Below are 12830 nucleotides of genomic sequence, written 5' to 3'. Positions count from 1 at the left end.
CACAGGAGCCCTGACGTGACCGAGCTCGCCGCGGCGAAGGCCGCTCTCAAGACACAGGCCGTCGAGACGCCGTCGTGGGCGTACGCCAACTCGGGCACCCGTTTCAAGGTGTTCGCGCAGCAGGGTGTGCCCCGCACCCCGCAGGAGAAGCTGGACGACGCGGCCAAGGTGCACGAGTTCACGGGAGTGGCGCCCTCGGTGGCGCTGCACATCCCGTGGGACAAGGTCGACGACTACACCGCGCTGGCCCAGCACGCCGAGGACCGCGGTGTGCGGCTCGGCACGATCAACTCCAACACCTTCCAGGACGACGCCTACCGGCTCGGCAGTGTCTGCCACCCGGACGCGGCGGTCCGCCGCAAGGCCGTGGACCATCTCCTCGAGTGCGTCGGCATCATGGACGCGACCGGTTCGGCGGACCTGAAGCTGTGGTTCGCCGACGGTACGAACTATCCCGGCCAGGACGACATCCGTGCCCGGCAGGACCGGCTCGCCGAAGCTCTCGCGGAGGTGTACGGGCGGCTCGGCGAGGGGCAGCGGATGCTGCTGGAGTACAAGCTGTTCGAGCCGGCGTTCTACACCACGGACGTCCCGGACTGGGGCACCGCGTACGCGCACTGCCTGAAGCTCGGACCGCGCGCTCAGGTCGTCGTCGACACGGGCCACCACGCGCCGGGCACCAACATCGAGTTCATCGTCGCGACGCTGCTGCGTGAGGAACGGCTCGGCGGGTTCGACTTCAACTCGCGCTTCTACGCAGACGACGACCTGATGGTGGGCTCCGCCGACCCGTTCCAGCTGTTCCGGATCATGCACGAGGTGGTGCGCGCGGGCGGGTTCACGTCCGGGACCACGTTCATGCTCGACCAGTGTCACAACATCGAGGCGAAGATCCCGGCGATCATCCGGTCGGTGATGAACGTGCAGGAGGCCACGGCGAAGGCGCTGCTCGTCGATGCGGGGGCGCTGGCCGCCGCGCAGGCCTCCGGCGATGTGCTGGGGGCCAATGCCGTGCTGATGGACGCGTACAACACGGATGTGCGGCCGTTGCTGCGGGAGGTGCGCGAGGAGATGGGGTTGGACCCCGACCCCATCGAGGCGTACCGGCGGTCCGGGTGGGCCGAGAGGATCGTCGCGGAGCGGGTGGGTGGGGAGCAGGCGGGGTGGGGGGCGTAGACGTCTGCCGGGTTCTGCCGCTTCCGGGCCACGGGCCGTGTGCGGCTGATCGCGCCCGTGCGGCGGCAGCCGCACAGTGACACTGCCCCGCGCCGCCGCCGGGGCGCTTCACCGCCCCTCGTTCGACAAGGACTGATCTCTTATGGCAACCCATTCCGCAGCCGACGCCCTCCTCGCCCGTTCCCACCGGCTCGGTGCCGACCCCCGCAACACCAACTACGCCGGCGGGAACACCTCCGCCAAGGGCACCGCCACCGATCCCGTCACCGGGGGTGATGTGGAGCTGATGTGGGTCAAGGGATCCGGTGGGGATCTCGGGACGCTGACCGGGGCGGGGCTCGCCGTGCTGCGGCTGGACCGGCTGCGGGCGCTGACCGACGTCTACCCCGGGGTCGACCGCGAGGACGAGATGGTCGCCGCGTTCGACTACTGCCTGCACGGCAAGGGCGGTGCGGCGCCCTCGATCGACACGGCGATGCACGGGCTGGTCGAAGCCCCGCACGTGGACCATCTGCACCCCGACTCCGGCATCGCGCTCGCCTGTGCGGCCGACGGGGAGAAGCTGACCGCCGAGTGTTTCGGCGACACCGTCGTATGGGTGCCGTGGCGGCGGCCCGGTTTCCAGCTCGGTCTGGACATCGCCGCCGTGAAGGAGGCCAACCCGCAGGCCGTCGGGTGCGTCCTGGGCGGGCACGGGATCACGGCGTGGGGTGACACCTCCGAGGAGTGCGAGCGGAACTCGCTGCACATCATCCGCACCGCCGAGAAGTTCCTCGCCGAGCGCGGCCGACCGGAGCCGTTCGGGCCAGTGATCGAGGGGTACGAGGCGCTTCCCGAGGACGAGCGGCGGGAGCGGGCCTCCGCCCTGGCTCCGTACGTGCGGGCCGTCGCCTCGCAGGACCGGGCCCAGGTCGGGCATTTCGACGACTCCGAGGCCGTACTGGACTTCCTGGCCCGTGCCGAGCACCCCCGGCTGGCCGCGCTCGGCACCTCCTGCCCGGACCACTTCCTGCGCACCAAGGTCCGGCCGCTCGTCCTCGATCTGCCGCCGTCGGTCCCGACGGAGGAGGCCGTGGCCCGGCTGAAGGAGCTGCACGCCGCCTACCGCGAGGAGTACGCCGCCTACTACACGGCCCACGCCACACCCGACTCCCCCGCCATGCGCGGCGCCGACCCGGCGATCGTGCTGATCCCCGGTGTGGGCATGTTCAGCTTCGGCAAGGACAAGCAGACCGCCCGGGTCGCCGGCGAGTTCTACCTCAACGCGATCAATGTGATGCGGGGCGCCGAGGCGGTCTCGGCGTACGCGCCGATCGAGGAGTCGGAGAAGTTCCGCATCGAGTACTGGGCCCTGGAGGAGGCGAAGCTCCGGCGGATGCCGGAGCCGAAGCCGCTCGCCACCCGGGTGGCGCTGGTGACCGGGGCCGGAAGCGGGATCGGGAAGGCGATCGCGCGGCGGCTGGCGGCCGAGGGCGCCTGTGTCGTCGTGGCCGACCTGAACGGCGACAACGCGGTCGCGGTCGCCGAGGAACTGGGCGGGCCGGACAAGGCCGTCGCCGTGAGCGTGGACGTGACGTCGGAGGAGCAGATCGAGGAAGCGTTCCGGGCGGCGGTGCTCGCGTTCGGCGGGGTCGACCTGGTGGTGAACAACGCCGGGATCTCGATCTCCAAGCCGCTCCTGGAAACGTCCGCGAAGGACTGGGACCTCCAGCACGACATCATGGCCCGCGGCTCCTTCCTCGTCTCCCGCGAGGCGGCCCGCGTGATGATCGCGCAGCGACTGGGCGGCGACATCGTCTACATCGCGTCCAAGAACGCCGTGTTCGCCGGTCCGAACAACATCGCCTACTCGGCCACCAAGGCCGACCAGGCCCATCAGGTGCGGCTCCTCGCGGCCGAGCTGGGTGAGCACGGCATCCGGGTCAACGGCGTCAACCCGGACGGTGTGGTGCGCGGCTCGGGCATCTTCGCCGGTGGCTGGGGCGCGCAGCGGGCGGCCGTGTACGGGGTGCCCGAGGAGAAGCTGGGCGAGTTCTACGCACAGCGCACGCTGCTGAAGCGGGAGGTGCTGCCCGAACACGTCGCGGCCGCCGTCTTCGCGCTGACCGGCGGTGACCTCACCCACACCACCGGCCTGCACATCCCGGTCGACGCCGGCGTCGCCGCCGCATTCCTGCGGTGAACGCCGGTGCGCGGCCGTACGCGGCGGTCGACCTCGGCGCGTCCAGTGGGCGTGTCATGGTCGGCCGCGTCGGCCCCGACAGCCTGGAGCTGACCGAGGTCCACCGCTTCCCCAACCGGCCCGTGCGCGTGCCCGAGGGGCTGCGCTGGGACATCCTCGGGTTGTACGCCGGAGTGTTGGACGGGCTGCGGGCGGCGGGCGACGGGCCGGCGTCCGTCGGCATCGACAGCTGGGCCGTGGACTACGGCCTGCTCGACGCGGACGGAGCGCTGCTGGGCAATCCGGTGCACTACCGCGACCGCCGTACGGAGGGGGTCGCGGAGAAGGTGTGGGCGAGCGTGCCCGCCGAGGAGCTGTACGCGGCAACCGGTCTGCAGTACGCGCCGTTCAACACCCTGTACCAGCTGACGGCGGCCCGCGGCACGGACCAACTGGCACAGGCCAAACGGCTGTTGCTGATCCCTGATCTGCTGACGTACTGGCTCACCGGTGAGCAGGGCACGGAGCTGACCAACGCCTCGACCACTCAGCTGATCGACCCGCGCACCCGCGACTGGTCCCACACAGTCGCGGAGCGGCTGGGCATCGATCTCTCCCTGTTCGCGCCGCTGCGCCAACCAGGCGATCCAGCCGGAGAGTTGCGGCCCGAGATACTGGAGGAGACCGGGTTGGCCGGCCCCGTCCCGGTGACGGCGGTCGGCTCGCACGACACCGCCTCCGCGGTGGCCGCCGTGCCCGCCACCGGTGAGCGGTTCGCCTACATCTGCACGGGTACCTGGTCGCTGGCCGGTCTCGAACTGGACGCCCCGGTCCTGACCGAGGAGAGCCGCGCCGCCAACTTCACCAACGAGCTGGGGCTGGACGGCACCGTCCGGTACTTGCGCAACATCATGGGCCTGTGGCTGCTCCAGGAGTGCGTACGGGCCTGGGGCGATCCGGACCTGGGGGCGCTGCTCCTGGAGGCGGCGAAGGTGCCGGCGCTGCGGTCCGTGGTGGACGCCGGGGACGCGGCGTTCCTGGCGCCGGGGCGGATGCCGGAGCGGATCGCCGAGGCCTGCCGGGTCTCGGGGCAGCCGGTGCCCGGCTCCCCCGCCGAGATCACCCGCTGCATCCTCGACTCGCTCGCCCTCGCGCACCGCGGCGCGGTCGAGGACGCCCAGCGGCTCGCGGGACGGGCGGTCGACGTCGTGCACATCGTGGGCGGTGGCACCCGCAACGCCCTGCTGTGCCAGCTGACCGCCGACGCCTGCGGGCTGCCGGTGGTGGCCGGCCCGACCGAGGCGGCCGCGCTGGGCAACGTCCTCGTCCAGGCCGGTGTGCACGGACCGGCCGGCGACCTGGCCGGGATGCGACGCCTGCTCACCCGTACCCAGCTGCTGACGCGGTACGAACCGCGCGGCGGAACGCGGCGGTGGGAGGCCGCTCGGGCCCGGCTCGCCCGGGGCTGACCGGAGGTCTCCCCCGCGCGGCGCCCGCGCACTACCCTGCATCCACCCGACGATCGATCCACAAGGAGCCGCGATGCGTGTCGCCCTGTTCCTGACCTGCGTCAACGACACGCTCTATCCCGACACCGGGCGCGCGGTGGTGAAGCTGCTGACCCGGCTCGGCGTCGAGGTCGACTTCCCCATGGCGCAGACCTGCTGCGGGCAGGCGCACTACAACACCGGGTACCGGCACGAGGCCGAGCCGCTCGCCCGGCGCTTCTCCGAGGTCTTCGGGGACTACGACGCGATCGTGACGCCGTCGGGGTCGTGCGGGGCGATGGTGCGGGAGCTGTATCCCCGGATGGGCGAGCGGGCCCGCGTGGAGGGGCGCGGGGGCGGCCTCGCGGCCACGCTGGCGCCGGTGGTGCCGAAGACGTACGAACTCACCGAGTTCCTGGTGGACGTACTGGGGGTGACGGACGTCGGCGCGTACTACCCGCACACGGTGACCTACCACCCCACCTGTCACGGGCTGCGCTCCCTCGGACTCGGCGACCGGCCGCGGCGGCTCCTGGAAGCCGTGAAGGGGCTGGAGCTGGCCGAACTGCCGGGGGCCGACGAGTGCTGCGGATTCGGCGGCACGTTCGCGCTGAAGAACCCCGACGTCTCCGCGGCGATGGGCACCGACAAGGTGCGCAACGCCGAGTCGACGGGCGCCGAGGTGCTGTGCGCGGCGGACAACTCCTGCCTGATGCACATCGGGGGGACGATGACCCGGCTGCGGACCGGCATGCGGCCGGTGCACATCGCGGAGATCCTGGCGAGCACGGAAGAGGAGGCGACGGCCGTATGAGCGGAACGTTCGTCGGGATGCCGGCCTTTCCGCAGGCCGCGCGGGAGGCGGTACGCGACACCACCCTGCGCGGCAACCTCCGGCATGCCACGCACACCATCCGGGCCAAGCGGGCGAAGGCCGTCGCGGAGCTGTCGGACTGGGCACAGCTGCGGGAGGCCGGCAAGCGGATCAAGGACCATACGCTCCATCACCTGGACGAGTACCTCGTGCGGTTGGAGGAGTCGGTGACGGCCGCGGGCGGCACGGTCCACTGGGCCGCCGACGCCACCGAGGCCAACCGGATCGTGACCGCACTCGTCAAGGAGACGGGCGAGTCGGAGGTCGTCAAGGTCAAGTCGATGGCCACGCAGGAGATCGAGCTCAACGAGGCCCTCGAGGCGGCGGGCATCCGCGCCTACGAGACCGACCTGGCCGAGCTGATCGTTCAGTTGGGCAAGGACCGGCCCTCGCACATCCTCGTCCCCGCGATCCACCGCAACCGCGGGGAGATCCGGGACATCTTCGCCCGCGAGATGAGCGGCTGGGGCCGCCCGGCACCCGAGGGCCTCACCGACACGCCCGCCGAACTCGCCGAAGCCGCGCGATTGCACCTGCGGGAGAAGTTCCTGCGTGCCAAGGTCGGAATCTCCGGGGCCAACTTCATGGTCGCCGAGACCGGCACACTGGTGGTGGTGGAGTCCGAGGGCAACGGGCGGATGTGCCTGACCCTGCCGGAGACGCTGATCTCGGTCGTCGGCATCGAGAAGATCGTCCCGACCTGGCAGGACCTGGAGGTGTTCCTGCAGACCCTGCCGCGTTCCTCGACCGCCGAGCGCATGAACCCGTACACGTCCACCTGGACCGGCACCACCGACGCGGACGGCCCGCGCGCCTTCCACCTCGTCCTGCTGGACAACGGCCGCACCGACACGCTTGCCGACGAGGTCGGCCGGCAGGCACTGCGCTGCATCCGCTGCTCGGCGTGCCTGAACGTCTGCCCGGTCTACGAGCGGGCCGGCGGCCACGCCTACGGCTCCGTCTACCCGGGCCCGATCGGCGCCATCCTCAGTCCCCAACTGCGGGGCACGGCAAGCGAGATCGACGCCTCCCTGCCGTACGCCTCGTCGCTGTGCGGGGCCTGCTACGAGGTGTGCCCGGTCGCCATCGACATCCCCGAGGTGCTGGTGCATCTGCGGGAACGGGTCGTGGAGGGCGGCCAGGCCGTCCGGGACGGCAACAAGGTCGTGCTCCAGCCGGTGAAGGGGCACGCCGCCGAGCGTGCCGCGATGCGCGCGGCCCGCTGGGCGTTCTCGCACCCGGGCGCGCTGCGCACCGGCCAGCGCCTCGCCTCCCGCACCCGGCGCCTGCACCCGCGCACCCTGCCGGGCCCCGGCCGGGCGTGGAGCGGCACCCGGGATCTTCCGGCGGTGCCCGCGGAGCCCTTCCGCGACTGGTGGCAGCGCACACACGGCAGGGGCGGCTCCGCCGCGGTGAGTACGACCACCGGTGCCGGGACGCCGGCGAAGGACAAGGCCGAGGACAAGGACGGTGACCGGTGAGCAGCAGGGAACGGATCCTGGGCCGGGTGCGGCGCGCCCTCGCCGACGTCCCGCGGGGCGACGGGGCCCCGTACGAGCGGGCGGTCACCCGCGACTACCTGCGCGAGCACGGTGACCGCACCCCCGCGCAGACGCTGGACCTCCTCGCCGAGAACCTCGCCGACTACCGTGCGATCGTCCACCGCACCGACGCCGGCCATCTGGCCGAGGTCGTCGCCGGGCTCCTGGTCTCGCGCGGCTCCTCGTCGGTCCTCGTCCCCCCGGGGCTGGACGAGAGCTGGCTCGCGGGGAGCGACGTGAGGCGGGTCGCGGACCGGGCCGAGAGCACCCCGCACGAACTGGACCGGGTCGACAGCGTGGTCACCGCCTGCGCGGTCGCCGTCGCCGAGACCGGCACGATCGTCCTCGACGGCTCCCCCGACCAGGGCCGCCGCCGGATCACCCTCGTCCCGGACCATCACATCTGTGTCGTCCGCGCCGCGCAGGTCGTCCCCTCCGTCCCGTACGCCCTCGAGCGCCTCGATCCGGCACGTCCCCTGACCTGGATCTCCGGTCCCTCGGCGACGAGCGACATCGAACTCGACCGGGTGGAGGGCGTCCACGGCCCGCGCGTCCTGGAGGTCGTCCTGGTCGGCTGACCCTCTGCCCGCGTCCGCGGGGTGCCGCTGAGTACCCCCCTTCGGGACAGAGGGCTGCGCCCAGTGCGGCCGAGGCTGTGCGGGTGCGTGAACAGGGACGAGGGTGGGGTGGCCGTCATGAGGGCCACCCCACCCTCGTGGGGATGACAGAAGAGGTGAACAAGCGCTTGGATAGCGCTGTCAGTCCGTGTTCAGTCCGTGTTCAGTCCGTGCTCAGTCCGTGCCGCCCCCAGATGGAGGTTCAGGCGGGCGAGCGATGCGCAGCGTACAGCGGGTATTCCCGGTCCATGACCAGATGGCCCTCCCCGGTTCCCCGGTCGTGGCGGCGGGCGAGGCCTGCCGGTTCGGTGTCAAGGGCGGCAACGCGCTCGGGGTCGCCCGCGAGGGAGTTGTAGACGCTGATGACCGGGCCGTAGCGCTGCTCGAAGCAGTCCCGGAACTCCTCCGGTGTCGCGAACCGCTCGACGACGACCGTGCGTCGCTCGGCGCTCCCGTCGTCGGCCGGCCTGATCCGGACGAAAGGCGCTAGTCGGCGGCCTTCGCGTAGCTCTGGGCCATGGCGCCCGCGAAGTCGTACACCACGACCTGTTCCTCGCCGACGACCCAGGCGTCGTGGCCGGGTGTGCAGACGAAGACGTCGCCGGGGCCGACCTCGCTCTCGGCGCCGTCGTCCATGCGGATGCGCATGCGGCCCTGGAGGACGTAACCGTTGTGGTGGATCCGGCAGCTCGGCGTTCCGGCGATCGGTCCGACGGACTCGGACCAGCGCCACCCGGGCTCGAAAACGGCCACGGCGAAGTCCAGCCCGGTCATGTGGACGGCTTCGAGATGGCCCCTGGGGAAGTCCCGCCGCTCGTCCGGCTTGTCCAGTGTCTTGATCTCCAGCATGTCCCTGCTCCCTTCCGGCCGTACGCCCGCGCGGCCGGCCGGTCTCGGGGCGTCCGCGCGGCACCGGCGGGGGGCCTCGGCCCATCACTCCATCGTCTGCCCGTCAAGACGGGTACGCCATTCGGTGATGGGGCCGGTACCGGTACGGTCAAGGGCCGCCGGCGGGTCACACATGCCCGATTCGTTCAAGAGGACAAGGACGGCGTCCCGCTACCGTCGCTGCCATGAAGAGCACCGGCAGGGAATCGCGCCACCTCAGCATCCGCATCGACCGTACCGCCGCCGATGTCTACGCCTATGCGTCACAACCGGCCAATCTGCCCGCATGGGCCCATGGCCTGGGCGGATCCGTCGAAAGGATCGACGGTCAGTGGGTCGCGGAGTCCTCCCCCATGGGCCGGGTCGTGGTCGCCTTCGCACCACGCAATGAGTGGGGTGTAATCGACCACGACGTCACGCTGCCTTCCGGGGAGACCGTCCACAATCCGGTCCGCGTGCTCGTCGACGGTTCGGGCAGTGAGGTGGTGTTCACCCTCCGTCGGCAGCCGGGGACGAGCGACGCCGCATTCGAGCGTGACGCTTCCATGGTCGCCGCCGACCTGGCACGGCTCAAGGAGGTGATGGAGTCCGCCTAAGTGCCGGGGCCGCACAGCCGGGCGAAGCGCGCCGCGTCGATGTTGCCGCCGGAGAGGATCAGTCCGACCCGGTTCGGGAGGGGGCCGATACGGCCGGTCAGGAGCGCGGCCAAGGGGGTGGCGCCGCTCGGCTCGAGGACGATCTTCAGCCGCTCGAAGGCGAACCGCATGGCGTCCCTGATCTCGTCGTCGCCGACAAGGACGATCCCGTCCAGGAGCCGCTGGTTGACGGAGAACGTCAGCTCACCCGGGGTGTGCGGCGCCTGGCCGTCGGCGATGGTGCGCGGGACCGGGACGCTCACGCGGTGTCCCGCCTCCAGGGACCGCTTGGTGTCGTCGCCCGCCTCGGGCTCGACGCCGATCACCCGCGTCCCGGGGTGCAGGCCCTTGACCGCGGTGGCGCTTCCGGCGATCAGCCCGCCGCCGCCGACCGGTGCGAGCAGCGCGTCCAGCTCTCCGGCCTCCTCGAGGAGTTCGAGGGCCGCCGTGCCCTGTCCGGCGATGACGTGCGGATGCTCGTAGGGCGGGATGAGCGTCAGGCCGCGTTCCGCGGCCAGGGCTTCGGCGACGGCGACCCGGTCGCCGGTGTACCGGTCGTACGTGACGATCCGAGCGCCGTACGCCTCGGTGGCCGCCCGCTTCGACGGCGGGGCGTCCTCGGGCATGACGATGACGGCCGTGGTGCCGAGTTCCCGCGCGGCCAGGGCGACGGCCTGGGCGTGGTTGCCGGAGGAGTAGGCGGCGATGCCCCGGGACAGCTGCTCGGGGGTGAGCCGGGAGGCCGCGTTGTAGGCGCCCCGGAACTTGAAGGCGCCCACCCGCTGGAAGTTCTCGCACTTCAGGTGGATTTCGGCGCCGGCCCGCGCGTCCAGGGTGCGGGAGCGCAGGACCGGGGTGCGACGGGCGACGCCGTCGAGCCGTTCGGCGGCGGCGCGGACGTCGTCGAGGGTGACCGGCGGGGTGGTGGTCGTCACGCGGTGCCTCCGGGGAGTCGTCAGCCACTGGGCCAACGGTCCAGATTACTGCCCGCTCTTCCTCCGGCCGGGTACTGTGCCGCCGCCCGGCCGGAGGAATGCCTTCATGTGTCGTCGGCCTCGCCCAGCCACTGCATCAGCGAGACGCGGGCGCGGGCGACCCGCGAGCGCACCGTGCCGATCGGGCAGCCGACGATGAGGGCGGCCTCCGCATAAGGGAGGCCGAGCATCTGCGTGAGGACGAACGCCTCCCGCCGGTCGTCGGGGAGCGCGTCCAGTAGTTCCGCGAGGACGACGCCGTCGTCGAAGCCCGGCAGATCACGCGGCTGGTTGCGTTCGACGAGCGACTCCCAGTCCGCCGTGTCCGACAGGCGGGGGCGGACGGAGTTGTGGCGGATGCCGTCGATCACGGCTCGACGGGCGATCGTCAGCAGCCAGGTACGGGCCGACGAACGGCCCTCGAACCGGTGCAGGCTGCTCAGGGCCCGCAGGAACGTGTCCTGAGCCAGGTCGTCGGCACTCTGCGGGTCGGCGCCGAGGAACGTCACGTAGCGGCGGACGTCCGGGTGCAGAGCACGTACGAAACGCTCCTCGGCCTCGGCGTCTCCACCGCGGGCGGCGAGCGCCCAGGCGGTGATCGACTCCTCTTTCGGCTGTTTCCGTGGGGGAAGCAGGGCAACAGTGCTCACCTGCGACTGTCCTTCCGGGAGTTCCGGCACCGGCAGCCGAATCCGCGTCGGCGCGTCGCGCCATCGGCGTACGCGGGCAAGCGGTACGGCGTGGCCGTATCCGCGTGACACCGCGGGCGCGACCGGCTCGGCGGGTCCGACGGCCCGAGGGCCGACGGGCGCGGCACGACGGTGCCGGTGAGGGGGTGGGGTGGCGGCCGGGCACGGAAGTGCGCGGCCGGTGCCCGAGGCGGGAACACCGACGTCCGACGGCTCGACCATGACGTCGATCCGTCGGTCCGCCGGGTTCCGGGAGGCCTCGGGGAACCGGCTGTCGTCAGACGACAGCGGCCCCGGCGGGCGGACCCCGAGTGGTGATCGTGTGGGTGAGGAGAAGCCGGCGCGGCATCCGGTCCCGGCCGGCGCGGCGTGCACGGACGCGTGGGCGGTCCGGCGGTGCGGGCCATCGCAGCAGCAGTCCACGCAACGGCACGAACAGCCGGCCGGCGAAGGCGCGCAGGATGCGGAACGCGGCACGTTCGCCACGCGCGAGCCAGAGGGCGCACACCAGCGCGGCCAGTAGGTGGGCGGCGAGCATCCCGGTCGACGACATGCCGTCCGCGGCCATGGAGTGCGCGGCGTGGTCGGTATGGGCGGAGTACACGGAATGCGGGGTGCCCGCCGCCTCATCACCCATGCCGTGCCCCATGCCGTCACCCGGGAAGTGGTGGGGCGTGGCGTGCTGACGCATCAGCAGGTTGTCCAGCCCGCGCCCGAGCAGCGAGCCTCCGCCCGAGAGGTCCGGGTGGACGAGTGCCTGGGTGAAGGCGAACAAGGTGTGCAGGGCGGCCTGTGCGGCCACCGCGACGGAGCCGACCAGCCACGGACCGCGTTCCCGGCCGGCCAGGAGCCAGGCGGTGACACCGGTCGCCGCCGCCCCCGCCGCCAGGGCCCACCCGGGCACCGCGGTCTGCGACATCAGGACGTGGCCGAGGGCGGCGAGCAGCACACAGACAGCCGCGAACACCGCGGCCCGTACCGTGCGAGAACACCACCCACTGGTCATGGCGGCCTCATCCTCGCATCCGGATCTCGAGCGTCACGTGAGGGTACGGACATTGTCCTGGTGCCCGACTCAATCGAGGTGACGTGATGCGCATCACATACCCCCATGGGTCAAGGCCGTCACCCGGCCGGGGCAGTCAGTCCCGGTCGTCGCTCACGCCCCCGCACCCACCCGAACAGGACCAGCGAGCACACGGTGGCGAACGCGCACCAGGTCGAGACGGACTCCAGCCGCCACAGGACCCAGCAGACGAGCGCGCCCGCACCGGCCAGGACGCCGAGGACCCGCAGGCCACGGTCACCGGAGAGCAGCAGGGACCGACGGTGGCCATCAGGTGGTCCACGACCGGCAGCGGGGCGTACGGCAGGTCCACGGCGTAACCGATGGTGCGGCCGCGGATCTCCGCCCGCACGGGACGGGTGGCGAGGACGCAGCCGAGGACCGCCGCCGTCACGGCCCCGGCGACGAGGGGCGGTGTCAGCCTGCGCAGCGCGTCCCGTCGTGCGCCCGTCGGCGCGGCGCACCACACGCCCGCCGGTATCCAGAGCGCCGGCAGCGGCAGGGCGATGAGCGCCCACAGCAGCACGGCCGGGCCCGTCCCTCCGCCGGAGGCTCAGACCGCCGCCTCGATCATCCGGTGCATGCCGAGCAGCAGCGGCAGCGCGGCGAACGGAAGGTCGCCCCTGTGGCCCGCCCGCACCGCGCGGGCCACACAAGCCACCCCGACCGCCGCGATCCCGGCGCCCGCCACGGGGTCGGCCTCCGCGCTCCAGCACATCGTT

At 72.1% G+C, this 12830-nt stretch carries 12 protein-coding genes and 1 pseudogene; 8 read left to right on the top strand and 5 right to left on the bottom strand.

Features of this window, described 5'->3' with window-relative positions; translation table 11 throughout:
- Positions 1-15: 15 nt before the first annotated feature.
- The 7 genes from rhaI (at position 16) to V4Y04_RS35525 (ending at position 8346) form a co-directional block, all read left to right on the top strand.
- Positions 16-1176 (top strand): L-rhamnose isomerase, encoded by a 1161-nt coding sequence (rhaI, locus tag V4Y04_RS35555; RefSeq protein ID WP_332432392.1) that lies wholly within the window; start codon positions 16-18, stop codon positions 1174-1176.
- A gap of 142 nt (positions 1177-1318) precedes the next feature.
- Positions 1319-3358 carry a bifunctional aldolase/short-chain dehydrogenase gene (locus tag V4Y04_RS35550; RefSeq protein WP_332432391.1) on the top strand — a complete coding sequence of 680 codons (2040 nt, stop codon included), beginning with the start codon at positions 1319-1321 and terminating at the stop codon, positions 3356-3358.
- Between the two features lie 56 nt (positions 3359-3414).
- On the top strand, positions 3415-4806 hold the full coding sequence (locus V4Y04_RS35545) for a rhamnulokinase (protein ID WP_332433126.1): 1392 nt from the start codon (positions 3415-3417) through the stop codon (positions 4804-4806).
- Between the two features lie 73 nt (positions 4807-4879).
- A complete protein-coding gene (locus V4Y04_RS35540) occupies positions 4880-5638 on the top strand; it encodes a (Fe-S)-binding protein (protein WP_332432390.1) in 759 nt (252 codons plus the stop codon).
- On the top strand, positions 5635-7179 hold the full coding sequence (locus V4Y04_RS35535; RefSeq protein ID WP_332432389.1) for a LutB/LldF family L-lactate oxidation iron-sulfur protein: 1545 nt from the start codon (positions 5635-5637) through the stop codon (positions 7177-7179). The genes V4Y04_RS35540 and V4Y04_RS35535 overlap by 4 nt, the downstream gene beginning before the upstream one ends.
- The gene (locus tag V4Y04_RS35530) at positions 7176-7817 is read left to right on the top strand and encodes a LutC/YkgG family protein (protein WP_332432388.1); all 642 of its coding nucleotides are present in this window, start codon (positions 7176-7178) and stop codon (positions 7815-7817) included. Before V4Y04_RS35535 ends, V4Y04_RS35530 begins: the two co-directional genes overlap by 4 nt.
- Positions 7818-8073: 256 nt before the next feature.
- Positions 8074-8346: a hypothetical protein gene (locus V4Y04_RS35525; protein ID WP_332432387.1), complete on the top strand. Its 273-nt coding sequence runs from the start codon at positions 8074-8076 to the stop codon at positions 8344-8346.
- Here V4Y04_RS35525 and V4Y04_RS35520 read toward each other — a convergent pair.
- A complete protein-coding gene (locus tag V4Y04_RS35520; protein WP_332432386.1) occupies positions 8343-8705 on the bottom strand; it encodes a cupin domain-containing protein in 363 nt (120 codons plus the stop codon). The genes V4Y04_RS35525 and V4Y04_RS35520 overlap by 4 nt on opposite strands.
- A gap of 224 nt (positions 8706-8929) precedes the next feature.
- Here V4Y04_RS35520 and V4Y04_RS35515 point away from each other — a divergent pair, with 224 nt between their 5' ends.
- Entirely contained in the window at positions 8930-9340 is a 411-nt protein-coding gene (locus V4Y04_RS35515) for an SRPBCC family protein (RefSeq protein WP_332432385.1), read from the top strand.
- Here V4Y04_RS35515 and V4Y04_RS35510 read toward each other — a convergent pair.
- The 4 genes and pseudogenes from V4Y04_RS35510 to V4Y04_RS35495 form a co-directional block, all read right to left on the bottom strand.
- On the bottom strand, positions 9337-10314 hold the full coding sequence (locus V4Y04_RS35510) for a threonine ammonia-lyase (protein ID WP_332432384.1): 978 nt from the start codon (positions 10312-10314) through the stop codon (positions 9337-9339). The genes V4Y04_RS35515 and V4Y04_RS35510 overlap by 4 nt on opposite strands.
- 104 nt (positions 10315-10418) lie before the next feature.
- The gene (locus V4Y04_RS35505; protein ID WP_332432383.1) at positions 10419-11003 is read right to left on the bottom strand and encodes a sigma-70 family RNA polymerase sigma factor; all 585 of its coding nucleotides are present in this window, start codon (positions 11001-11003) and stop codon (positions 10419-10421) included.
- 316 nt (positions 11004-11319) lie between these two features.
- Entirely contained in the window at positions 11320-12048 is a 729-nt protein-coding gene (locus tag V4Y04_RS35500) for a hypothetical protein (protein WP_332432382.1), read from the bottom strand.
- 119 nt (positions 12049-12167) lie between these two features.
- Positions 12168-12826: pseudogene (locus V4Y04_RS35495) on the bottom strand (DUF6629 family protein).
- Positions 12827-12830 lie beyond the last annotated feature (4 nt).

It is taken from the genome of Streptomyces sp. P9-A2, assembly GCF_036634175.1.
In the GTDB taxonomy this organism is placed as follows: Bacteria; Actinomycetota; Actinomycetes; order Streptomycetales; family Streptomycetaceae; genus Streptomyces; species Streptomyces pratens.
This window is presented reverse-complemented; position numbering and strand designations above follow the sequence as displayed.

What these genes read in the sequence shown, in the direction of transcription:
- V4Y04_RS35550 (WP_332432391.1), top strand. Translation starts at nt 1,319, where the DNA reads ATGGCAACCCATTCCGCAGCCGACGCCCTCCTCGCCCGTTCCCACCGG.
- V4Y04_RS35545 (WP_332433126.1), top strand. Translation starts at nt 3,415, where the DNA reads ATGGTCGGCCGCGTCGGCCCCGACAGCCTGGAGCTGACCGAGGTCCAC.
- V4Y04_RS35540 (WP_332432390.1), top strand. Translation starts at nt 4,880, where the DNA reads ATGCGTGTCGCCCTGTTCCTGACCTGCGTCAACGACACGCTCTATCCC.
- V4Y04_RS35535 (WP_332432389.1), top strand. Translation starts at nt 5,635, where the DNA reads ATGAGCGGAACGTTCGTCGGGATGCCGGCCTTTCCGCAGGCCGCGCGG.
- V4Y04_RS35525 (WP_332432387.1), top strand. Translation starts at nt 8,074, where the DNA reads ATGCGCAGCGTACAGCGGGTATTCCCGGTCCATGACCAGATGGCCCTC.
- V4Y04_RS35520 (WP_332432386.1), bottom strand. Translation starts at nt 8,705, where the DNA reads ATGCTGGAGATCAAGACACTGGACAAGCCGGACGAGCGGCGGGACTTC.
- V4Y04_RS35515 (WP_332432385.1), top strand. Translation starts at nt 8,930, where the DNA reads ATGAAGAGCACCGGCAGGGAATCGCGCCACCTCAGCATCCGCATCGAC.
- V4Y04_RS35500 (WP_332432382.1), bottom strand. Translation starts at nt 12,048, where the DNA reads ATGACCAGTGGGTGGTGTTCTCGCACGGTACGGGCCGCGGTGTTCGCG.